Below are 21,525 nucleotides of genomic sequence, written 5' to 3' on the forward strand. Positions count from 1 at the left end.
TAGCCGCCGGTGAGTGATCCACGCCATAGTAATTTGTGCGGTCGCACAACCGGCTGGTCGACATCGACGCCCTCCGCCTATGGCGCACGGCACCGGATGGGACGAGGATCACACATAGAAGATCCGACGAGTCCGGCCCCGCCCGACTCGAATCGAACGGAGTTGTCCCGTGTCTGATCACGACCCCGCCAGCACCCACCCGGCCATCGATCAGGCCCTGGCCGACCTCGTCGAGGGCGAGAAGGCCTGGGCGGGCCTGTCCCTTGGCCATAGGCGCCAACTGCTCGACCAGGTCCGCGACCTCACGGCGGCGCACGCGGCCGAATGGGTGGCGGCGGCGGTGCAGATCAAGCGACTCGACCCCGATTCCCCCCTGGTCGGCGAGGAGTGGATCTCCGGACCGTACTCCGTGGCCACCGCCGCGACGGTGCTGTCGGACAGCCTCGAGAAGCTGGAATCCGGCACCAGTCCGCTGACCGACGCCACCTTCGGCACCGCCCCCGGCGGCCGCACCACCGTGCGGGCCCTGCCGATGAACGTCTTCGACAAGCTGCTGCTGAGCGGGTTCAGCGCCGACGTGTGGCTGCAGCCGGGCGTCGATCGTGCGACGGCACAGCGCGAGGCGGGCCTCGCCCAGCTCGATCCGACCCGGACGCAGGGCGTCGGGGTGGTCCTGGGCGCGGGCAACATCACCTCGATCGCGCCGCTCGACACCCTGTACGAACTGTTCGCGCACAACCGCGTCGTCGCGCTCAAGCTCAACCCGATCATGGACCGGATGCTGCCGGTGTTCACGAAGGTGCTCGAGCCGTTCATCGCGATCGGTGCGGTCCGGATCCTGACCGGCGGCGCCGACGTCGGCACCTACCTGACCCGGCACCGGCTCGTCGACCACGTGCACATGACGGGCAGCGCGCTCACCCACGACGCGATCGTCTTCGGCACCGGTGAGGAGGGCGCGCGCCGCAAGGCGGCCGGCGAGCCGGTCCTCGACAAAGGCATGACCAGCGAGCTGGGCGGGGTGTCGCCGACCATCGTGCTGCCCGGCACCTGGAGCCGCGCCGACATCGAGTTCCAGGCCGAGCACATCGCCACGCAGCGCCTGCACAACGGCGGCTACAACTGCATCGCCTCGCAGGTGGTCGTGCTGTCCTCGCGGTGGCCGCAACGCGACGAGTTCGTCGCCGCGCTGCGCGCCGCCGTCGACCGCGCCCCCGCCCGGCCGGCGTACTACCCGGGCAGCGACGACCGGGTCGCCTCGGCCGAGCGGTCCTACCCGAAGGCAGAGCGCCTGGGCCAGAAGGGCGGCCGGGTGCTGGTGTCGGGCCTGCAGCCCGACGAGTTCGCCCCGCTGCTGCAGACCGAGTACTTCGGGCCGGTGCTCGGGGTGATCGAGCTGCCGCACGACGGCGAGCAGTTCGCGACCCGCGCCGCCGACGTGGTCAACGAGCAGTTCGTCGGGACGCTCGGGGTCAACATCATCGCAGAGCCCGGCACCATCGACTCGATGGGGGCGCGCTTCGACGCGCTGCTCGAATCGCTGCGGTACGGCACGATCGCGATCAACGCATGGACCGGGGTCGGGTACCTCACCCCCGCGGCGACCTGGGGCGCGTTCCCCGGCCACACCCTCAGCGACGTGCAGAGCGGCATCGGCGTGGTGCACAACGCGCTGCTGATCGACCGGCCCGAGCGCACCGTGGTGCGCGGGCCGTTCCGGCCGTCCCCGCGGTCGCTGATGCACCGGGAGTGGTCGATCTCACCGAAGCCGCCGTGGTTCGTCACCAACCGGACCGCGGCAGGCACCGGGCGGCGGCTGACCGAGTTCGCGGGCAAGCCATCGTGGACGAAGCTGCCCGCAATCTTCGCCTCGGCGCTGCGCGGCTAAGACCGACGGTTCCGCACCCGCGGCGAGAGCCGCCTCCCCCCAACACTTCCCGATGTGGAGATGAACGCATGTCCAGTCATCGTCAGTCGCCGACTACGTCATCGTCGGCGCGGGATCGTCCGGCGCCGCGCTGGCCGGCCGGCTCAGCTCCGACCCGCGCACCGAGGTCGTCCTCCTCGAGGCAGGTCCGCCGGACAAGGACAAGTACATCCACATTCCCGCGGCCTTCTCCAAGCTGTTCCGCAGCGAGGTCGACTGGGACTACCTGACCGAGCCGCAGCCCGGACTCGGCGGCCGCAGCATCTACTGGCCGCGAAGGAAGACGCTCGGCGGTTCCTCGTCGATGAACGCCATGATGTGGGTGCGCGGCTTCGCCGCCGACTACGACGAGTGGGCCGAACTCGCCGACGACTCCTGGTCCTTCGGCAAGGTGGTGGAGTACTTCCGCCGGATCGAGAACGTGGAAGGCGCCGCCACCGACGACGCCGGCACCACCGGCCCGCTGACGGTGAGCCGGCAGCGCTCCCCCCGACCGCTCACCGGCGCCTACCTGGAGGCGGCGCGGGAGACGGGATTCCCGGTGGAGCGCGCGAACACCGCTCAGCCCGAGGGCTTCTTGCAGACGATGGTCACCCAGAAGCGCGGCGCCCGCTGGAGCACGGCCGACGCCTACCTCGCGCCCGCGCGCAAGCGCGCCAACCTGACTGTGCTCACCGAGGCCGCCGCGACCCGGGTGCTGTTCGAGGGATCGGCCGCCGTCGGGGTCGAGTACGTGCAGGGCGGCGCGGTCCGCACGGTCCGCGCCCGCAAGGAGGTGGTGCTCGCCGGCGGCACGATCAACACCCCGCAGCTGCTGATGCTGTCCGGCATCGGCGACGAGCAGCAGCTGCGCGCACGGCATCGCCGTGCGTCACCACCTCCCCGAGGTGGGCCGCAACCTGTCCGACCACCTGGTGTCGATGCTCGGCTACCGCGTCGAAGCGGATACCCTCTTCGCCGCCGAGAAGCTCCCCGAGCTCGCCAACTACCTGGCCCGGCGCCGCGGGATGCTCACCTCGAATGTCGGCGAGGCGTACGGGTTCACCCGCAGCCGTGAGGATCTCGCGCTGCCTGACCTGGAAATGATCTTCGCGCCCGCCCCGTTCTTCGACGAGGGCCTGGTGCCCGGCACCGAGCACGCCGTGATCCTCGGGACGATCCTGCTCAAGCCGGAGAGCCGCGGCGAGATCACGCTGCGGTCGGCGGCGCACGCAGACAAGCCGATCATCGATCCGCGCTACCTCAGCGATGCGGGCGGCGTCGACCGCCGCGCGATGCTCGAGGGCCTGCGGGTGTGCGATTCGCTCGCCTCGGCCCCCGCGCTGAAGTCGCGGCTCGGCGAGATGGTCCGGCCCGCGATGACCTCCCGCCCACCGCTGGAGGAGGTGCTCGAGATCGCCCTCGAGCGCAATTCGCACACCCTCTATCACCCCACCGGAACCTGTCGGATGGGCAGCGACGCGGCCAGCGTCGTCGACCCCCAGTTGCGGGTGCGCGGCGTGGATCGACTGCGCGTGGCGGACGCGTCGATCATGCCGACCATCATCCGCGGCCACACCCACGCGCCGTGCGTGGTGATCGGGGAAAGGGCGGCCGACTTACTCCGGCAGTCGAACTGAGCGGGCCGGGCGTCGATCTCGGGCGCCCGGCAGCGGCTACAGCGACTTCGCGATGATTCCCTTCATCACCTCGTTGGCCCCGGCGTAGATCTTCTGGACGCGGGCGTCCTCGTACATCCGGGCGATCAGGTACTCGCGCATGTAGCCGTAGCCGCCGTAGAGCTGGACGCACCGGTCGATCACCGCACACTGCTGCTCGGTGAGCCAGTACTTGACCATCGCCGCCTCGGACGGGTCCAGCTCACCGCGCAGGTGCGACTGGATGCAGTGGTCGAGGAACACCTCGCAGGTGCGCGCGATGGTCTGGCACTCGGCCAGCTCGAAGGCGGTGTTCTGGAACTCGAAGAGGCTGTGCCCGAACGCCTGCCGCGACTTCGTGTACGCGACGGTCTCCTGCACGGCCCGGTTCATCGCGCCCGACGCCTGCGCGCCGATGATCAGCCGTTCCTGCACCAGCTGCGCCATCAGCTGACCGAAGCCCTGCCCCTCGGCGTCGCCGAGCAGGTTCGACACCGGCACCCGCACGTCGGTGAACGAGAGCTCGGAGGTGTCGGCGCCGTGCTGGCCCACCTTGTCCAGCACCCGCCCGACGACGAATCCCGGGCAGTCGCGCAGGTCGACGATCAGCAGGGACACGCCCTTGGCGCCCGCCTTCGGGTCGGTCTTGACGACAAGCACGATCATGTCGGCGGAGGCGCCGTTGGTGATGAACGTCTTGGAGCCGTTGACGATGTAGTCGTCGCCGTCGCGAATGGCGGTGGTCTTGATGGCCTTGAGGTCCGAGCCGGCGCCGGGCTCGGTCATGCCGATGGCGGTGAGGATCTCCCCGGTCGCCATGCCCGGCAGCCACGTCTTCTTCTGCTCCTCGGAGCCGTACTCGGCGATGTAGTGCGGGACGATGCCGCTGTGCACGGAGATCCCGAGGGCGAGATCGCCGGCGTAGCCCTGGGCCTCGAAGACGGCGAGGTCGTGCGCGAAGGTGCCGCCACCGCCGCCGTACTCCTCCGGGATGGAGCAGCACAGCAGGCCGAGCTCACCTGCCTTGAGCCACACCTCGCGGTCGATGCGGTGCTGGGCGTCCCACTTGTCGTTGTGCGCCACCACCTCCCGCTCGAAGAATCCGGCCGCGAGCTCGGAGAGCGCACGGACCTCGTCGTCGTGCCAGCTGGGGAGGTACTTCTTCACGACGTCGACCGCCTTCTCGGGTGTCCGAACCGGGCCGCGCCTCTCGGCCGGCCGCTACTTGGTGCCAATGCTAACGATGTACGGAGGGACGCCCGGACAGCACCGCCCGACCGGCGTCGGCACCGACACCCTTCCCCAAAACTGCAACACGTTCTAGCATGCAACGATGAGCCTCCTCATCACCGACGACAAGCGCGTCCGGACGATCACCCTCAACCGGCCCGACGCGCTGAACGCGTTCGACGAGGCGCTCTACGACGCCACCACCGAGGCCCTGCGCGCGGCCGCCGAGGACCCCGACGTCGCGGTGCTGCTGCTCACCGGCAGCGGGCGCGCGTTCAGCGCGGGCACGGACCTGCGCGAGATGCACGCCCGCACCACCGATCCCGACTTCCGGCCGGGCAAGCACGGGTTCCCCGGGCTGCTCGACGCGCTTGTCGAGTTCCCCAAGCCGCTGATCTGCGCGGTCAACGGGATCGGGCTCGGCATCGGCGCGACGGTGCTCGGCTTCGCGGACCTGGCCTTCATGTCGACCACCGCCAAGCTCAAGTGCCCGTTCACCGGCCTCGGCGTCGCACCCGAGGCGGCCTCGAGCTACCTGATGCCCCAGCTGGTCGGCAGGCAGAACGCGGCCTGGCTGCTGATGTCCTCGGAGTGGATCGACGCCGCGCAGGCGAAGGAGATGGGACTGGTCTGGCGGGTCTGCGAGCCGGACGAGCTGATGGGCGAGGCCCGCAGGCACGCCGAAGTGCTTGCCGCCAAGCCGATCTCCAGCCTGATCGCGGTCAAGCGCACGATGACCGAGCCGCTGCGGGCCGAGATCGACGCCGCACGCGAGCGGGAGAACGCCTGCTTCCGCGACCTGATGGGCGGCCCCGCCAACATCGAGGCCCTCACCGCGTTCGCGGAGGGCCGCCAGCCGGACTTCACGGCCCTGCCCGCGGGCTGGTGATCGAGCCGAGCCCGACCCTTTGCCCGAGTCCCCCCGCTTCCAGTAGCGTCTGGACATGTGTCTAGTGAAGCCAAGTTCGAATCCACTCGCCGGCGCCTGACCGAGCAGCAGGCCGAGACCGTCGACAAGCTGACCACGGCCGCGGTCGCGGTGCTGCGTGAGCAGGGATTCTCGGGCCTCACCGTCCGCATGGTTGCGGCGGAGGCGGGCGTCGCCGCGGCGACCGCGTACACCTACTTCTCGTCGAAGAGCCACCTCGTCGCGGAGGTGTTCTGGCGTCGCCTGAACGCGGTCCCGCGGGAGGTGCCCACCGACCTCGATCCGGTCGCCCGGGTCTGCCGGGTGCTGCGCGATGTCGCGCTGCTCGTCTCCGACGAGCCCGCCCTGGCCGCGGCGAGCACCACGGCGATCCTGGGCAACGACCCCGACGTCGAGCACCTGCGCCTGCGGATCGGCATGGACATCCGGGGCCGCCTGATCGCCGCCCTCGGCCCGGGGCACGCCCCGGAGGTGCTCGACGCGCTCGAGATCGCGTGGTCCGGGGCGCTCGTCCGGGCGGGCATGGGCTACGAGTCCTACGAGCAGATCGCCGACCGGCTCGAGACCACCGCCAAGCTGATCATGGCGGGACAGAAGTAGCCCCGCACCGCTACCAGGCGCTCGCCCCGACCAGCGGCAGGTTCAGGAAGCTGGGCCGCTCCGGCGACAGCTGCACGTGCTGCGGCCGGTTCTGGCCGTCGGCCATCATCGGGCCGAGCGGCAGGTACCGGGGGACGCTGGCGGCATAGACGTCCACCCGCAGCCGGTGCCCCGGCTTGAGCAGCGCGTCGGTGGGCACCAGGTTGATGTCCACCGGCGTCACCTGGCCCGGGATGACGGGCTTGCGCGCGGACACCGTCAGCTTGTGGTGCGGCTCGGCGTAGTCCCCGTTCGCCGACCGCTGGCTCTGCGCCTCGTCGACCTCGCGCAGCGACGCGGTGAGGGCGCCGTTGGTGAGCGTGGTCGAGGTGCCGTCGGGCGCAACGTCATTGAGGGTGACCGCCCAGAAGCCGTCGGGTGCGTCGAGAACCGTCTCCAGGTGCAGGTTCACCGGCCCGGACAGTTCGGTCGGCTCCGCGACCGGGGCACTGGTGAACGCGAGCCCCTCGGCCTCCTGGAACCGGGAGTCCTTGCTGCACACCGAGCCCAGGATCACGGTCATGCCCGCGGTCCCCTGCGCGCCGTCGCGGGAGCAGAACCCGCGCAGCCCGGGGGCGGCCGTGAGCCGCGCCGAACTCTGGGGCGTCGCCGCGACGAGGCTGCCGTCGCGCGCGGCGTGGCCCGCGGTCCCGCTCGGCGCGTCCGAGAGGTACATCCGCTGGTACTCGACGCCCGCACGGGGGAACTGGTCGGTGGTCGTCCAGCCGTTGCCCTGCTGGTAAAGCGTGACCGGGCCGTAGCGGTCGATCCCGTTGTCGATTCCCTTGAGCCACTTGTCGAACCAGGCCCGCTCGAGGACGTCGAGCCGCGGCGGGGCGCCCGCCTCGCCGAATCCGCCGCCGAAGGTGACGTGGTAGTTGTCGCTCATGATCAGCTGCTTCTGCCCGGCGGGGAGCGGGATCGCGTTGTACACGCGGGGCTCGCTGTTGGCGAAGATGTCGTGCCAGGCGCCGTAGAGCATGGTGGGCACCGCGATGTTCTCCACGTTGGCCTTCCGCTCCTGATAGAAGGTGCCGTCCTGCGCGACGCCCAGCGTGGTGGGATCGAGATCGTTCACCGTCGGGGCGGTCATCGCCTCGCCGAGCTCGGCGATCAGGGTGAGCGGGTCGCGCAACCGGTCCTGCAGCCACTGCTGGTCGAACCGTCCCTGCACGAGGGACTGCACGTCGGGAATGAGCTTGGTCCCGTTGACGAGTGCGAGCCACAGCGGCATGAAGCCGACGCCGAGCCCGCCTCCGGTTCCGACGATGTCGCGGAGCAGGTCGTTCCCCGGCTCCATGGGGAAGATCGCCTTCAGCGCGGACGGCCGGTAGCCGGCGGCCTGCAGGGAGTTGATCCCGGAATAGGACACGCCCCCCATGCCGACCTTGCCGTTCGACCACGCCTGCTTGCTCATCCAGTCGATGATCTCGACGGAATCCTGCTGCTCACGCGGGCCGAGCGTCTGCCAATCTCCCTGGGAGAACCCGGTGCCGCGGGTGTCGACGACCACCTGGGTGTAGCCGCTGCGGATGAGGTCCCGGTTCACGGCGAAGACGCGCATGCCGCCGCCGGTGAGCACCTTCGCGGTCTCGCCGACGCCGTCGAGCGGGGTACCGGCGAGGTCGTAGGAGCTGACCAGGTCGACGAGGATGTCCTCGAGTCCCGGCACGGCCATCATCGAGTCGACCAGGTTGCTGATCAGCTTGGTGTACGGCGTCACGTTCAGGATCGACGGCATCTTGGTGTCGATCGGCTTGCCGGACGCGTCCGCGGGGCGGTAGACGTTGCCCTTGAGCACGGTCCCGTCGCCCATCGTGATCGGCACGTCCCAGTCGATCGCGACGACCGGGTACTCCGGCGCGGCGTCGGCGGTGGCCTGCCACTTCGCGCCGTCCGCTCCCCCGCTCGGGTCGGCGGACGCGACGCCGCCCGGCGCGACGGCGAGGCCGATCGCCAGGGCGCCGACCAGGGCCAGCGTTCCGGTCCGCGCGAGCGACCCTCGTCGAGCCATCCGTGTGCGCATCGCTACTCGAACCCCCCATGGATTCTCCGGTGACGCTCGATCGCCCGGGTGGCCGCCGTCACAAACTTACTGGATAGTAACCACCCATATACCCGCCGTCAATACTGAAGTTAACCTCAATTCACCACCGTCGTAAGCACCTATTAGCGTTGCGCGAGAACACAATTCGTTCCCATACCTAGGCCCAGCCGGCTCCCCGCCGCCCGGACTGATGTTCGACCAGCCGCTCGACGAGCGCGATCAACGTCTCACGCTCCCCCGCGCCGAGCGGCGCGAGCAGATCCTCCTGCGCCTCGACCGCCAGGGCCTCCAACCGCCGCTGGTGCCGACTCCCCTCGGGGGTGATCGTGACGACGTTGCGGCGCCGGTCCACCGGATCCGGTTCGCGCACGAGATACCCGCCGCCCTCCAATTCGCCGACCACGGCGGCGATATCGCTGCGATCGAGGCGACAGAGACGGCCGAGCGAGGCCTGACTGAGCGGACCGTTCTCGGCGAGCGCGGACAGCACCGAGTAGTGCCAGCGGTGCGCCCCAACCTCGGCCATCCGCTCATTGAGCAGCCGCTGGGCGTGAATGCCCGCCTGCCCCATCAGCCAGGTCGGCGAGCGTCGCAGCGCGGTCGGCGGGCCGTCATCGATGGACTCCATGCGCACCATCCTAGTAACCGTTGGCGCTACCAACAAGTTCTGTTATCGTTGGCGTCGCCAACGATCAACGCAGGAGGTTCCGATGCCCGACACGACCATCAGCCCGTCCCGGATCGACATCCCGCAGTCCGCGCTCGACGACCTGCGCGACCGGTTGGCCCGCACCCGCTGGCCCGACGAGCTCGACGAGGCCGGCTGGGACTACGGCATCCCGCTCGGCCGGATGCGGGAACTGGCCGACTACTGGCGCGACGGATACGACTGGCGCGCACACGAGGCCGCCCTGAACCGCCACCCGCAGTTCGTCACCGAGATCGACGGCGCCACTATGCATTTCCTGCACGTCCGTTCCCCCGAGCCGGACGCGACGCCGCTGATCCTCACCCACGGCTGGCCGGGCTCGTTCATAGAATTCCTCGACGTCATCGGCCCGCTGTCCGACCCCCGCGCGCACGGCGGCGATCCCGCGGACGCCTTCCACCTGGTGATCCCGTCGATCCCAGGCTTCGGGCCGTCCGGCCCGACCCGCGACCGCGGCTGGGACACCGCCCGCGTCGCCCGCGCCTTCGCCGAGCTGATGAACCGGCTGGGATACGAGCGATACGGCGCACAGGGCGGAGACTGGGGCTCCGGAGTCTCCCAGCAGCTCGCAATCGCGGCGCCCGAGAACGTGATCGGCGTGCACGTCAACTACCTGCCGCACGGACCCGTCGCGACCGAGGGGCTCTCCGACGGCGACGCCGCGCGGGTCGAGGTCATCCGGAACTTCCTCGCCAACAGGCCCGGCTACATGCAGATGCAGGCCACCCGCCCGCAGACCATCGCCTACTCCCTCACCGACTCACCGTCCGGGCAGCTGGCCTGGATCGCCGACAAGGTCAGGGAGTGGACCGACCCGGCGCACCCGCTGCCGGACGACGTGCTGCTGACCGACGTCTCGCTGCACTGGTTCTTCGGCACCGCCGGATCCTCGGCGCGGCTGACGTTCGAGTCCGGCGGACCGCGCGGCGACGGACCGACCGGCGTCGCGCCGCTCGGGATGGCGGTGTTCGCGCACGACATCGTCCGTCCGGTCCGCAGCGTCTCGGAGAAGGCGCACCCGACGCTGGTTCACTGGAGCGAGTTCGACGAAGGCGGGCACTTCGCGGCGCTGGAGGTGCCGGAGTTGCTGGTGGGCGACGTGCGGGCGTTCTTCCGGTGCCTGCGCGGATAGGAACGGCGTCAGGGCCGACGGTGCAGGTACAGCTCGGTGAGCAGGCTGAACACCGCCCGGCCCTGCGCGTCCGCCAGCTGACCGGTCGTGGTCACCAGCCCGCGGCCGCGATCGTCCAGTTCGACCTCGTCGATCACCAGCAGTCCGGTCAGCACGTCACCGGGACGCACGGGGCGCAGGAACCGGACGTCGCGCAGCCCGCGGGCGCCGATCACGCTCCAGTACCGATAGGCGCCGAGAACCGCGAGCCGCTGGTAGACGGCGGTGGTGTGGATCCCGCTGGCGATGAGCCCGCCGAAGTAGCCGTCGGCGGCCGCCGCCGCGTCGAGATGGGAGTCCTGTGGATCCCACACGGTCGAGAAGTCCACCATCTCGGCCTCGCCGACGGTATGCGAGCCGAGATCGATGACGTCGCCGACCATCAGGTCCTCGGCGTACTTCACCTCGTCCATGACGTCCATCGTGCCAGGACGCCGCCCCGGAGGAGGCGCTTCGCGCCTGTGCGCGGTTGACGAGTGTGGGGACTCGTCAAGCGCGCACAGGCGAAGCCGCCTCCACGGCCTCGCCGATCCACGGCACCACCGCGGCGCGAACGTCGACCGGCCTCGACAGCAGCCCGTTGGCGGCCAACAACTCCCCCGCGCGCTGCTGCTCGTCGAGGAACGCCTCGCTGACCCGGTTCAGGCCGAACGGGCGGCCGCGCAGCGCGCGCTCCCAGCGGTCCAGGTCGGCCCGACCGCCGCGGGCGAGGGCATCGTCGACGAAGTACTGCGCGGCCTCGCGCGGGTTGGCCTCGATCCACGCGTCGGATTCCTGCAGCGCCGCAATGACGGCCTCGAGCGCCTCGCGGTTGTTCTCCGCGAAATCCCGGCGGGTGAACCACAGCGACGGATGGCTGAACAGCGATTCTGTGTCCACGAGGGTCTTCACCTCGTGGGACTTCTCGAGCGCCTCGAGGCCCGGGTAGGCGCCGACCCACGCGTCCAGGTCGCCGCGCAGCAGCGCCTCGGCGCCGTCGTTCACGCCGGTGTCGACCGGTTCGACGTCTGCCCAGCTGAGCCCGGCGGTCTCCAGCGCGAACAACAGCAGCGTGGTCTGCCAGGAGCCGTGCGCGATCCCCACCCGCTTGCCCTGCAGGTCGGCGGCGGCCTCGATGCCCGAGCTCGCGAGGGCCACCAGTCGGCCGTTCTCCACGCGGGGGCCGGAGATGCCGATGTAGACCACGTCGTGGCCCTTCGCGAGGGCGGTCAGCGGCGGGGTGAAGCCGGTGCCGATGACGTCGTAGCCGCCCTCGGTGAACAGCCAATCCGAGTGCAGGCTCGGCAGACCGGTCTTGGGATCCACGGCCTCGGCCTCCGGAAGGGCGCGCAGGTCAACCCATTCCACGTCGGGCAACGCCTTTTCCAGGATACCGCGGTGACGCAGGACGAACAGGGAGTTGTTGTGCGGGAAGTAGCCGACGCGAACGGTCATGAGAGTTCTCCTCGAAAAATGGGGTTGGGAAGGCGCTTCGCGCCTGTGCGCGGTTGACGAGTGTGGGGACTCGTCAACCGCGCACAGGCGGCGGAGCCGCCTAGACGAGTCCGCGGCGGCGGGCCTCGTCGACAAGGCCGCTGCGGGACCACTGGGCGACGAGGTTGGTCTTGTCGAATTCGACCGTGCCGCCGACGGACTCGCCGATGGCCTGGTACTGGGCGCCCTCCTCGAGCAACACCACGAACTTGGCCAGATCGAGCAGCCCGGCGCGGCCGATCACGTTGACGCCGCCGTTGGCCTCGAAGATCGCGACCAGGTCGGGGTCGCGGACCAGCTCGCCGAGGATGAACTCGCCCGCGCCGATGCTGCGGTCGATGTGCGGCGGGATCTCGCGGGACAGCGTCAGCCGCTGCGAGGCCGCGTACCGGATCGGCAGGCTCTTGTGGGTCTGCGCGAAGCCGCCGAGCCACGGGGTGTGCGCGTGCACGATCGAGGTGATCTCCTGGTGCTCGCGGAACACCTTGGCGTAGCCGGTGACGAAGCCGGCGGAGCCGCGGCCGGAGAGCACCTCGCCGTCGAAGGTCGCGACGACGGGCTCGATGGTGCGGTCGTCGGCCCAGGGCCCCGGCTCGTTGAGCGCGACGGCGATCTCCTCGCCGGGCACCCGCTCGACGAAGTTGACGGTGCCGTTGGCGGAGACGGTGCCGGTCTCCCGAAAGACGCGGAACGCCTTCTCGGCGTCGCGGGTGGCGCTCGCGACGAAGGCGGCGACGGTCTCGTTGATGCGGGATTCGGTGGTGGTCATGGGATTCTCCTGGTGAATTCGAAAGTGGTCAGGGGGTGAGGAGCCGTGCGTGGTTGTCGAGTCCCTGGACTCGTGAAGCGCGCACGGGCGGCGGAGCCGCCTGGAGCAGCGGGAGGACCTCCTCGCCGACGCGATAGGCCTCCTCGAGGTGCGGGTTGCCCGCGAGGATGAACGCGTCGACGCCGAGCTCGCGCAGCTCGTCGAGCCGCTGCGCGACCTGCTCGTAGCTGCCGACCAGGCCGAAGGCTGGACCGCCGCGGATCAGGCTGAACCCGGCCCAGACGTTCGGCTGCACCTCGAGATCGCGGTAGCCGGTGATGGTCTCCGGCACCCAGCCCTTGATCCTGGCCGCGCCGACGGAGTCACCCTGGGCGGCCCGGTTGGCGGCCGCGCGGTCGACGAACGCCCAGCCCTTCTCCACCTCGGCCCAAGCGGCCTCCTCGGTGTGCCGGGCGACGACGTCGATCCGGACCGCGAACTTCGGTGTGCGGCCCAGCTTCTCCGCGTGGGTGCGGACGCCATCGAACTTGGCGCGTAGGTCGCCGAAGGGTTCGAGCCAGGACAGGTAGTAGTCGCTGTGCAGCCCGGCGGCCCCGACCGCGGCGGCCGACGAACCCGAGAAGTAGACCTCCGGGAACGGCTGGCCTGCCAGCCCGGGCGGCAGCGCGGCCCCCTCGGTCTGGAAGAACCGGCCGTCGTGGTCGTAGGGCTCGCCGTCCCACACGCCGCGCAGCACGTCGAGGAACTCGCTGGTGCGCGCGTACCGGTCGTCGTGGTTCACCTTGTCGCCCCACCACAGCTGCGCCGGTCCCCCGCCGCCGCTGATGATGTTGTAGACGAGCCGGCCGCCGGTGGCCCGCTGCAGGCTCGCCGACATCCGCGCCGCCTGCACGGGATGCAGGAACCCGGGCTGGAAGGCGACCATGAACCGATAGGTGGTGGTCTCGCGGGCCAGCGCCGCCGCCACCGCCCACGGGTCCTCGGTGACCGGGAACGAGGGCAGCAGGCCGCCGAGGAACCCGGCCGACTCCGACGCCTTGGCCACCGCCGCCATGTGGTCGATGTAGCCGTAGCCGTCGAGTTCTCCGCCACGGATCGCGGGCGCGATGTTGCCGGGGCCGTGGCCGTTCGCCTCGCCGCGGTTGTATCGGCGCGGGGTGCGCAGCGACGCGTGGTCGCCCTCCATCCCGATGCGCCAGTAGAAGTCGATGCTCATGCGGTGGCCTCCTGACTCGCCAAGGTGCGTCCGGCCGGATCGACCAGGTGCAGCAGGTGTTCGCCGGTGCGGTGCAGTTCCTCGATGTGCGGGCGGCCGTCGAGCACGAGGCTGTCGACGCCTGCGTCGACGTACTCCGAGAGTCGCTGCGCCACCTGCTCATAGCTGCCGACCAGGCCGATCGGCTGGTCGTAGCCGATCTCGGTGAAGCCGGCCCAGCGCCCGCCACCGAGGTCGAGCGAACGCGCGCCGACACCGTCGTCGTGGACCTCGTGCCACTGCCGCTCGGCGCGGGCCCAGGCCTCCTCCTCGGTTTCGCGGGCGATGATCGGCAGCTCCAGCCCGGCGCGCACCGTGCGGCCCAGTGCCTGCGACCGACTCCGCAGCTCGCGCACCGATGCCGCGATCCCGTCGACGGTCTCGGTGAACAGGTGCACGTCGCCGTGCCGCGCGGACAGCTCGAGCGCCTGCTCCGAGTCCCCGGACAGGTAGACGGTCGGGAAGGGCAGCCCGGCCAGGATGCCGCGGAACCCGCCGTCGATCACGTCGAAGTACTCGCCGTCGAAGTCGAATCCGGTGCCGTTGAATCCGGCTCCTGCGACCGGGGTCTCGTTCCACACCCCGCGCGCGACGGTGAGGAACTCGGCGGCCCGGGTGTACCGGTCCACGCCGGTGACCCGGTCCCCGCGGGCGCGGGCGTCGGCCTCGTCGGTCTCCACCCGCAGCCGCCAGGACAGCCGGGCCCTGGAGAGCCGCTGCAGCGTCGCGGACACCTTCGCCGCGTACACGGGGGTGCCGAAGGAAGGGTGGAACTCGACGATCACGCTCGAGTGCCGGGTGTCGCGCAGGGCGCCGCCTGCGACGATCCACGACTCCTCGCCGAGCGGGTCGTAGGGCGCGAGCACCCCGTCGAGCCCGGAGAGTTCGGCCGCGAGCACCACCTGCGCGAGGTCGTCGAAGGGCCCGAAGTTGCCGGGCCGCACATCGGTCGCGACGGTGGGCACCTGCGGTCCGCCGAAGCCGCCGCGGTTGCGCGAGCCGGGCGACGCGTGCCTGCCGTCCCCCTGCGAGGGCAGCCGCCACAGGAACTCGGTCATGACGGCACCTTTCCGGCGGCCAGCAGCTCCAGCGCCTGCTCCAGGGGCTCACGGGCCACCCAGGATTCGAGGTCGAAGTCGGCGGCCAGGAACCCGTGGGTGTAGAGGAACTGCTTCTGGATCCCGATCAGCTCGACCCGCTCGTCCGACAGCGACGGGTGCAGGTCCTTGTGGAAGCCCTCCTTGTACGCGGCGGCGACTCCCTCGGGACCGGACAGGGTTTCGCGCGCGAGCACCTCGCGGACGCGGTGCAGGTTATCGGCTGCCCAGTCCGCGGCACGCAGGCTCTGGGCGAGGAAGCCGACCACCAGCTCGGGCCGGGACTCGAGCAGGTCGGCGTGCACGGTGATGGGGCGCGGGGTGCCGTTGTTGACCCGCAGCCGCTTCGCGTCGGTGGCGTCGAGGTCCACCGCGGCCCGCAGGCCGTGCTCGCGGGCCACCTCCTGCGCGCGGGCGCCCTTGACGTAGATGGCGTCCACCTCGCCGCGCAGCAGCTCGTCGACACCCCAGGTGGTGCTGCGCCGCCCGTCGCGAACAGCGCTGCGCACCTGCGGGTTCCGCTCGACCTCCACCTCGACCGCGACGACATCGGCGAGGGTGAGCCCGGCCAGGCGGAGCGCGTTCGCGAAGCCGTGCAGCGCCATCGCGCGCGGGAAGCTGCGCGCCTGGTCCTGCGCCCAGGCAGGGATCCCGATCCGCAAGCCCGCCAGGTCGGCGGCGCCGGCGACCGTGGAGTCCGGCCCGACGAGGATGGCCTGAGATTCGTCGATCCAGGTCAGCCCGATCAGCCGGGTCGGCGAGCCCTGCGCGCGGGCCGCGATCGCGGGCACGTTGCCGCCCTCGCGGACCAGGCCGAGCAGCTGATGGTCGAAGTGGCGGACGGCCAGCTCCGGGCCGGCGTCCTGCAGGACGCCCAGGCCGACGCCCGCCTCCGCCGCGGTCTCCCCCAGCCAGCCGAGGCTGTGCGCGAGGCCGCTCGCGGTGGGCACGGGGCAGCGGGTGTACCAGAGGGTGTCGAGGGCGGTGTCGACTACTGCGGTCATCTCGGGCTCCTAAGTGGTTGTGGGGGAAGCGGTGCGGCCGACACCGAGCTCGGTGAGGAACGCGGCGCGGTAGCGGAGGGACTCGGGGTCGGTGCGGTCGCGGGGCCGGGCGAGGTCGATGTCGACGTCCACCGCGAACCTGCCCTCGTTGAGGATCAGCACCCGGTCGGCCAGGCGGACGGCCTCGTCGACGTCGTGCGTGACCAGCAGCACCGCGGGACGGTGCCGGGCCACCAGATCGCCGACCAGATCCTGCATCTGCAGCCGCGTCAGCGCGTCGAGCGCGGCGAACGGCTCGTCGAGCAGTAGCAGCTCGGGCTCGCGGACCAGTGCCCTGGCCAGCGCGACGCGCTGCGCCTCGCCGCCGGACAGGGTGGCCGGCCACTGCCGCGCCTTGGCCTCCAGGTTCACCTCGGCCAGCGAGCGGGCGGCGCGGTCCCGGTTCTGTGCGGTCCGGCGCTGCCCGACGGTGACATTGGCCAGCACCCGCTTGGACGGGATCAGCCGCGGCTCCTGGTAGACGGTGGTGCGCTGCCGGGGAACCAGAATCTCTCCGGCGTCCGGCCTTTCGAGGCCGGTGAGCAGCCGCAACAGCGTCGTCTTGCCGGTGCCGCTCGGACCGAGGAGCACCACGAACTCGCCGCGGTGGATCTCCAGGTCGACGCCGTCCAGCACGGTCTTGTCACCGAACGCCTTGCGGACCCCGCGCAGCGAGACGGCGACGGGCTCGCCCGCCCGCCGGTCGCGGGCCGCCGTCGCGGTGCGTTCCCGCACAGCCAGCGGCGGCAACGCGGTGTCGTTGGCGCTCATCGGACCGCCACCTGTCCCCGCCACGGCATCGCGAACTTCTCGATGACGCGGACGATGCCGTCGAAGATCAGGCCGAGCACCGCGTAGAGCACCACGCACAGCACCATGTAGTCGGTGCGGTTGTACTCCTGCGCCAGCGTCACCAGGTAGCCGATGCCCTCCCTGGTGCCGACCTGTTCGGCGGCGATGAGACCGGTGATGCTGATGGACAGGCAGATTCGCAGCGCCATCAGCACCCCGGGCAGCGCGGCGGGCAGGATCGCGCCGAACACGAGCCGCCATCCCCGCAGGCCGAAGCTCTGGGCGGCCTCGACCATCTTGCGGTCCACGTTGCGGACGCCGAGGTAGGTGTAGGCGTACATCGGGCCGACGGTGGCCACCGCGATCAGCAGCACCTTGAAGGTCTCGTCGATGCCGAACCAGGCGATGAACAGCGGCACCAGCGCCAGGAATGGGATGGCCCGGTTGATCTGCATCGTGGAGTCGATGAGTTCCTCACCGAGGCTGGACAGTCCGGAGAGCACCCCCAACGCCAGGCCGATCAGGACGCCGAAGAACACGCCGACCGCGGCCCGCTTGAAGGAGGCGATGGAGAAGTCGACCAGCTGCCCGGTCTGGTAGAGCTCGGTGAAGGCGCGCCACACCGCGGGCGGTCCGGCGAGGATCTCCTCGGGGATCGCACCGGTGGCCGACCCGATCCACCAGGCCGCGACGATCAGCGCGGGCACCAGGAACCGCAACGGGATCGACACCCAGGCGGGCCGGGCGCGACCCGCGCGGTACCGCGGCGCCTCGAGCTCCAGTGTGGTGGGCCCGCCGCGTTCCTCCCGCGCCCTCGGCGGGCTCAGCAACGCCATGTCAGTTCCCGGTCTTCGTCGGGGCCGACTGGACCTGAGCGGTCGCGTCCACCTTGGACTGCAAGGGGTAGAAGACATCCCCGGCGGTGAGCGCGCGGGTGGTCACCCCGTTCTGGAAGAACAGGTCGGCGACCTCCTGCAGGTCCGCCTCGTCGGCCGCGGTCGGGTAGTGCGGGACCGAGGCCCGGCGGCCGAGATCGACCGCCCGCTCGAGCCGGTCCCCGGACAGCGCCCGCGGGCCCGCCTTCTCGAAGACGTTCTGGTAGTCCTCCGGGTTGCTGCGCTGCCGCTCGGTCAGCGCCTGCAGGGTCTCGAGGTACTTGGCCGCGACGTCGGGGCGCTCCTCGAGGACCGCGGTGCGGAACGCGACGATCGTGTTGTCCTTGGAGTCGATGCTGGCCTCGGTGGCGATCTCGACCACGCCGTCGCGGGCCTTGGCCTCCTGGTACGGGTCGTTGAACGACGCCCACGCGTCCACCTGTCCGGTGGAGAAGGCCGACGCCGCGTCGGACGGCTGCAGTGGCACCCGCTCGACCTGGTCGAACGGGATGTTGGCCCGGCGCAACGCCTTCAGGGTGATGTACTCGCCCTTGCCCGCGGGGTTCACCGCGATGCGCTTGCCGACGAGGTCCTTGACCTCCTTCACCCCCGAGCCAGGGGACGCGATGATGCCGCTCTGGTCCTGGTCGACCGGGTCCGCGACGGCGATGATCCGCACCGCGACGTCCTTGGACAGCGCGCCGACCACCGGGCTGTAAGCACCGCCGGAGACGTCGAGCTGACCGGCGTTGAACAGCTTGAGGTTCGCGCTGAACGCGGGCGGTGCCTTGACCCACTCGACCTTCGCGCCGAGGGGGGCCAGCGCCTCGTCGAACGAGCCGTCCCGCTTGCCGACCGCGAGCGGTCCGGCGTTGCCCGGGTCGGTCACCTTGAGGACAAAGGTGGGCTCGGCGGAGCCGGCGGCGTCTGCGGTGCCTTCGGAATCCGACCCGCAGGCGGCAACCAGGGCGACGACGGGGAGAAGCGCGAGCGCGAGGCGCGCTCGGGGAAGTCGGCGGTTGCGGGACATCGGGGGGCTCCTGTTCGAGAGGCTGATCGATCTACGCCCCGAAAACTAGGCGAGCCAAACCCCATCGACTAGGTATAGTTTTCTGCTGATTGGAAGTATTGACAGACGCCCACTGCAGGATTCGGTCATTCCTCGCCGTTTCAGATCGCAGATTTTCCGAATAGTGGAAAGCGTCCACACCGGCCGCGCGTGTTAGCGTCGCGACGTGGAGACCTCCTCAGACCTCACGCCCCCGGCGACCGGATCCGTGCAGACCGTCGCCCGTGCCCTCTCGGTGCTCGGCTGCTTCCGCGGCGGCGACGAGCTCGGGGTGTCCGAGGTGGCCCGCCTCCAGGGGCTCGCGGTCAGCACAACGCACCGGCTGCTCGCCGCGCTCGTCGACGCCGGCTTCCTCGATAAGGACGCGGACTCGAGCCGGTATCGCCTCGGCGGCGCACTGGCGGAGTACGGCCAGATCGCCTACCGGCAGCACCGCATCTATCTCGCCGAGCCGCACCTCGAGCAGCTCGCCACCACCACCGGCGCGAGCGCGTCGATCGCGACGCGCTACGGCAACGACGCCGTGCTGCTCGGCACCAGCCGGTGGCGGGAGGCCGACGGCCACCAGCTACAGGGCGTCCGGCTGCCGCTGCACGCCAGCGCACTGGGCAAGGCGCTGCTGGCCTGGTCCCTGGTCACCGACGACGAGCTGGGTCGGCTGCCTTACGAAACGGGCACGGCGCGTTCGGTTCCCGGGCCGCAGGAGCTGGGCAAGGAGCTGGCCCTGACCCGCGAGCGGGGCTATGCCTTCAACGACGAGGAGCTGGCCGTCGGCTACCGGACGATCGGCGTCCCGGTTGTCGGCGTGGACGGCCTCGCCCGGTTCGCGCTGGGACTGCGCGGGCCGACCGAGCTGATGATCCCCGAACGGGTGCCCTTCTTCGTCGAGCTGGCCAGGGTCACCGCCCGCGAGATCGCCGCCGTCATGCACTGACGCGCAGTCGTGCGAATCAGCAGAGGGCATGGCTGAGCAGGGCGAGGGTGTCGACCTCCTGCGGCGGCGCCTGGGTGACGGTGATCGCCGCGGCCCGGCCGTCCTCGGTCGCGCCGGAGAGCGTGTGGAACCCCGGGATGTCGCCGGAGTGCCCCCAGAAGACCTTGCCGCACGACAGTGTCGCCGACATCAACCCGAGCCCGTAGGACATGCCGGGCTGATCCATCGGGACGGTGCTGGTCATCGCACCCCAGGACGCCTCCGAGGTGAGCCGGCCCTCCACGAGCGCCCGCAGGAAGGCGGTCAGGTCCGCCCCGCTCGAGACCATCGCGCCGGCTGCCCACGGGCCGGACGGCTCGGTCGCCGTCATCTCGACGATGGTGTCCCCGTCCGCCTCGTAGCCGGACGGGTGGCGTCCGCGGATCTGCTTCTCCCCCGTGCCGGGCAGGTAGGTGTCGGTCAGGCCCAGCGGCCCGGTGATCCGGCTCGCGAGCTCGTCCTCGACCGTGTTCCCGGTGACCTTCTCGACCAGCATTCCGTTCACGAGGTAGTTGGTGTTGGTGTATTTCATCCGCTCGCCCGCGCGGAACTGCGCGGGGTGCGCCATCGCCATGGCGAGCAGATCCTGGCGGGTGAACCGTTCGCCGCTGCCGAGATAGGTCTGTGTGATGCGCGGGTCATCGGAGTACTCGGGCAGCCCGCTGGTGTGCTGGAGCAGCTGCCGGACCGTGATCGCGCCCGGGTCGACGCCCTCCGCGACCAGCGCGCCGGGCAGGTAGCGATCGATGGGGGCATCGAGCTCGATCTTCCCCTCGTCGACCAACTGCATCACGATCGCAGCCACGAATGTCTTGGTGACGCTGCCGATCCGGACCTGTGCGCCGTCCGGGATCTGCTCGGCGGTGACCCGGTCGCCCACCCCGCTGCGCAGCTCCACCGTCTCGCCGGGAACGGACAGGGTGGCCACCGCGCCGCCGACGGTCGAGCGGACCAGTTCGTCCAGGTCGGCCTGTACCGCCGCACGGTTGGGAAAGCTGTTGACCACCACCGGATCCGAGGTGTCCGAGCATCCGGCGAGCAGGAGGACCGAGATACCGACCGCGATCGCAGCAGATTTCATACCCCGACCCTATGGTGCGAGAACCGTTCGGCGCATCCGGATTTACCCTGATATCGCCCCCGAACGGCAGACCCGCCCGTGAGTCCTTCTGGCCCGCAGGGGGACCAGAAGGACTCACGGGCGGCGAAGCCGCAACCGCTCAGCCGCGCAGGTAGGCCAGCACCGCCAGCACCCGTCGATGCCCGCTGTCGGACGCGGACAACCCGAGCTTGGCGAAGATGTTGCCGATGTGTTTGCTCACCGCGGTCTCGCTGACCACGAGCCGGCCTGCGATGGTGCCGTTGTCCAGGCCCTCGGCCATCAGGCCGAGCACCTCGGACTCGCGCGGGGTCAGTGAGCGGATCGGGTCGTCCGACCGCCTGCGGCTCATCAGCTGCGAGATCACCTCGGGATCCATCACCGTGCCGCCCGCCGCGACCCGGCGCAGCGCGTCGGTGAACTCGGCGACACGGCCGACGCGTTCCTTGAGCAGGTACCCCATCCCGTTCGCGCCCTCGGCGAGCAGCCGACCCGCGTACCGGTCCTCCACGTACGCGGAGAGCACCAGCACAGGGAACCCCGGCCTGCGCCGTCGCGCCTCCTCGGCCGCCTTGAGCCCCTCGTTGGTGAAGGTCGGTGGCATCCGGACGTCCAGCACCGCGGCGTCCGCGGAGTCCAGCACCTCCAGGAAGGACTCGGCGTTGTCCACCGCGGCGACGACCTCGAAGCCCTCCCCGCGCAGCAACAGCGCGAGGCCCTCCCGAAGGAGTGCGTCATCCTCAGCGATCACGATCCGCACGGCGCCTCCAGTCTCATGGTGAACCGACGGTA

Annotated in this window: 19 protein-coding genes and 1 pseudogene; 6 read left to right on the forward strand and 14 right to left on the reverse strand. The window is 70.6% G+C overall.

The window, feature by feature from the left end; all coding sequences use genetic code 11:
- The first annotated feature begins 169 nt into the window (after positions 1 to 169).
- On the forward strand, positions 170 to 1,888 hold the full coding sequence (locus JOE46_RS09980; protein ID WP_307861273.1) for an aldehyde dehydrogenase family protein: 1,719 nt from the start codon (positions 170 to 172) through the stop codon (positions 1,886 to 1,888).
- 100 nt (positions 1,889 to 1,988) lie between these two features.
- A pseudogene (locus JOE46_RS09985) lies at positions 1,989 to 3,546 on the forward strand (GMC family oxidoreductase).
- Positions 3,547 to 3,582: 36 nt separating this feature from the next.
- Here JOE46_RS09985 and JOE46_RS09990 read toward each other — a convergent pair.
- Entirely contained in the window at positions 3,583 to 4,731 is a 1,149-nt protein-coding gene (locus JOE46_RS09990) for an acyl-CoA dehydrogenase family protein (RefSeq protein ID WP_097214042.1), read from the reverse strand.
- A gap of 166 nt (positions 4,732 to 4,897) precedes the next feature.
- Between JOE46_RS09990 and JOE46_RS09995 the strand changes: the two genes are divergently transcribed.
- Both JOE46_RS09995 and JOE46_RS10000 read left to right on the forward strand, forming a co-directional pair.
- A complete protein-coding gene (locus tag JOE46_RS09995; protein WP_097214041.1) occupies positions 4,898 to 5,683 on the forward strand; it encodes an enoyl-CoA hydratase/isomerase family protein in 786 nt (261 codons plus the stop codon).
- 57 nt (positions 5,684 to 5,740) lie between these two features.
- Complete coding sequence (locus JOE46_RS10000; protein ID WP_097214040.1) at positions 5,741 to 6,322, forward strand: TetR/AcrR family transcriptional regulator; 582 nt, start codon at positions 5,741 to 5,743, stop codon at positions 6,320 to 6,322.
- 10 nt (positions 6,323 to 6,332) lie between these two features.
- On the opposite strand, the gene JOE46_RS10005 is transcribed toward JOE46_RS10000, so the two are convergent.
- Entirely contained in the window at positions 6,333 to 8,375 is a 2,043-nt protein-coding gene (locus JOE46_RS10005; RefSeq protein ID WP_245221008.1) for a CocE/NonD family hydrolase, read from the reverse strand.
- Between the two features lie 190 nt (positions 8,376 to 8,565).
- Positions 8,566 to 9,036, reverse strand: coding sequence for a MarR family winged helix-turn-helix transcriptional regulator (locus JOE46_RS10010; protein ID WP_209927132.1), 471 nt, complete (start codon positions 9,034 to 9,036; stop codon positions 8,566 to 8,568).
- A gap of 82 nt (positions 9,037 to 9,118) precedes the next feature.
- Between JOE46_RS10010 and JOE46_RS10015 the strand changes: the two genes are divergently transcribed.
- A complete protein-coding gene (locus JOE46_RS10015; protein WP_209927134.1) occupies positions 9,119 to 10,249 on the forward strand; it encodes an epoxide hydrolase family protein in 1,131 nt (376 codons plus the stop codon).
- 8 nt (positions 10,250 to 10,257) lie between these two features.
- Here JOE46_RS10015 and JOE46_RS10020 read toward each other — a convergent pair whose 3' ends face one another.
- The 9 genes from JOE46_RS10020 to JOE46_RS10060 all read right to left on the reverse strand — a co-directional run bounded on the left by JOE46_RS10020 (position 10,258) and on the right by JOE46_RS10060 (position 18,622).
- Positions 10,258 to 10,710 (reverse strand): MaoC/PaaZ C-terminal domain-containing protein, encoded by a 453-nt coding sequence (locus JOE46_RS10020; protein ID WP_209927135.1) that lies wholly within the window; start codon positions 10,708 to 10,710, stop codon positions 10,258 to 10,260.
- A gap of 67 nt (positions 10,711 to 10,777) precedes the next feature.
- Complete coding sequence (locus JOE46_RS10025; RefSeq protein ID WP_209927136.1) at positions 10,778 to 11,722, reverse strand: ABC transporter substrate-binding protein; 945 nt, start codon at positions 11,720 to 11,722, stop codon at positions 10,778 to 10,780.
- 100 nt (positions 11,723 to 11,822) lie between these two features.
- Positions 11,823 to 12,530 (reverse strand): class II aldolase/adducin family protein, encoded by a 708-nt coding sequence (locus JOE46_RS10030; protein ID WP_209927137.1) that lies wholly within the window; start codon positions 12,528 to 12,530, stop codon positions 11,823 to 11,825.
- A 28-nt stretch (positions 12,531 to 12,558) separates the two neighbouring features.
- Entirely contained in the window at positions 12,559 to 13,746 is a 1,188-nt protein-coding gene (locus JOE46_RS10035) for an LLM class flavin-dependent oxidoreductase (RefSeq protein ID WP_245221010.1), read from the reverse strand.
- A complete protein-coding gene (locus JOE46_RS10040; protein ID WP_209927138.1) occupies positions 13,743 to 14,843 on the reverse strand; it encodes an LLM class flavin-dependent oxidoreductase in 1,101 nt (366 codons plus the stop codon). The genes JOE46_RS10035 and JOE46_RS10040 overlap by 4 nt, the downstream gene beginning before the upstream one ends.
- Complete coding sequence (locus tag JOE46_RS10045) at positions 14,840 to 15,886, reverse strand: ABC transporter substrate-binding protein (RefSeq protein WP_209927139.1); 1,047 nt, start codon at positions 15,884 to 15,886, stop codon at positions 14,840 to 14,842. Before JOE46_RS10045 ends, JOE46_RS10040 begins: the two co-directional genes overlap by 4 nt.
- A gap of 9 nt (positions 15,887 to 15,895) precedes the next feature.
- Positions 15,896 to 16,696, reverse strand: coding sequence for an ABC transporter ATP-binding protein (locus JOE46_RS10050; RefSeq protein ID WP_209927141.1), 801 nt, complete (start codon positions 16,694 to 16,696; stop codon positions 15,896 to 15,898).
- Positions 16,693 to 17,553 carry an ABC transporter permease gene (locus JOE46_RS10055; RefSeq protein WP_097214031.1) on the reverse strand — a complete coding sequence of 287 codons (861 nt, stop codon included), beginning with the start codon at positions 17,551 to 17,553 and terminating at the stop codon, positions 16,693 to 16,695. The genes JOE46_RS10050 and JOE46_RS10055 overlap by 4 nt, the downstream gene beginning before the upstream one ends.
- Before the next feature lies 1 nt (position 17,554).
- Positions 17,555 to 18,622, reverse strand: a complete 1,068-nt coding sequence (locus JOE46_RS10060) for an NrtA/SsuA/CpmA family ABC transporter substrate-binding protein (protein WP_097214030.1) — start codon at positions 18,620 to 18,622, stop codon at positions 17,555 to 17,557.
- Positions 18,623 to 18,827: 205 nt separating this feature from the next.
- Between JOE46_RS10060 and JOE46_RS10065 the strand changes: the two genes are divergently transcribed.
- Entirely contained in the window at positions 18,828 to 19,595 is a 768-nt protein-coding gene (locus JOE46_RS10065; RefSeq protein ID WP_269589989.1) for an IclR family transcriptional regulator, read from the forward strand.
- A gap of 16 nt (positions 19,596 to 19,611) precedes the next feature.
- On the opposite strand, the gene JOE46_RS10070 is transcribed toward JOE46_RS10065, so the two are convergent.
- A complete protein-coding gene (locus tag JOE46_RS10070) occupies positions 19,612 to 20,715 on the reverse strand; it encodes a serine hydrolase (RefSeq protein WP_245221011.1) in 1,104 nt (367 codons plus the stop codon).
- Positions 20,716 to 20,854: 139 nt separating this feature from the next.
- Positions 20,855 to 21,493: a response regulator transcription factor gene (locus tag JOE46_RS10075; RefSeq protein ID WP_027502323.1), complete on the reverse strand. Its 639-nt coding sequence runs from the start codon at positions 21,491 to 21,493 to the stop codon at positions 20,855 to 20,857.
- Positions 21,494 to 21,525: the final 32 nt, after the last annotated feature.

Origin of the sequence: Rhodococcus sp. PvR099 (assembly GCF_017833315.1) — a bacterium.
Classification (GTDB): Bacteria; Actinomycetota; Actinomycetes; order Mycobacteriales; family Mycobacteriaceae; genus Rhodococcus_G; species Rhodococcus_G oryzae.

Coding starts and splice junctions, on each gene's coding strand:
- JOE46_RS09995 (WP_097214041.1), top strand. CDS start 4,898: ATGAGCCTCCTCATCACCGACGACAAGCGCGTCCGGACGATCACCCTC.
- JOE46_RS10060 (WP_097214030.1), bottom strand. CDS start 18,622: ATGTCCCGCAACCGCCGACTTCCCCGAGCGCGCCTCGCGCTCGCGCTT.
- JOE46_RS10045 (WP_209927139.1), bottom strand. CDS start 15,886: ATGACCGCAGTAGTCGACACCGCCCTCGACACCCTCTGGTACACCCGC.
- JOE46_RS10030 (WP_209927137.1), bottom strand. CDS start 12,530: ATGACCACCACCGAATCCCGCATCAACGAGACCGTCGCCGCCTTCGTC.
- JOE46_RS10020 (WP_209927135.1), bottom strand. CDS start 10,710: ATGGACGTCATGGACGAGGTGAAGTACGCCGAGGACCTGATGGTCGGC.
- JOE46_RS10070 (WP_245221011.1), bottom strand. CDS start 20,715: ATGAAATCTGCTGCGATCGCGGTCGGTATCTCGGTCCTCCTGCTCGCC.
- JOE46_RS10055 (WP_097214031.1), bottom strand. CDS start 17,553: ATGGCGTTGCTGAGCCCGCCGAGGGCGCGGGAGGAACGCGGCGGGCCC.
- JOE46_RS10035 (WP_245221010.1), bottom strand. CDS start 13,746: ATGAGCATCGACTTCTACTGGCGCATCGGGATGGAGGGCGACCACGCG.
- JOE46_RS10040 (WP_209927138.1), bottom strand. CDS start 14,843: ATGACCGAGTTCCTGTGGCGGCTGCCCTCGCAGGGGGACGGCAGGCAC.
- JOE46_RS10005 (WP_245221008.1), bottom strand. CDS start 8,375: ATGGCTCGACGAGGGTCGCTCGCGCGGACCGGAACGCTGGCCCTGGTC.
- JOE46_RS10025 (WP_209927136.1), bottom strand. CDS start 11,722: ATGACCGTTCGCGTCGGCTACTTCCCGCACAACAACTCCCTGTTCGTC.
- JOE46_RS10015 (WP_209927134.1), top strand. CDS start 9,119: ATGCCCGACACGACCATCAGCCCGTCCCGGATCGACATCCCGCAGTCC.
- JOE46_RS10010 (WP_209927132.1), bottom strand. CDS start 9,036: ATGGAGTCCATCGATGACGGCCCGCCGACCGCGCTGCGACGCTCGCCG.
- JOE46_RS10050 (WP_209927141.1), bottom strand. CDS start 16,696: ATGAGCGCCAACGACACCGCGTTGCCGCCGCTGGCTGTGCGGGAACGC.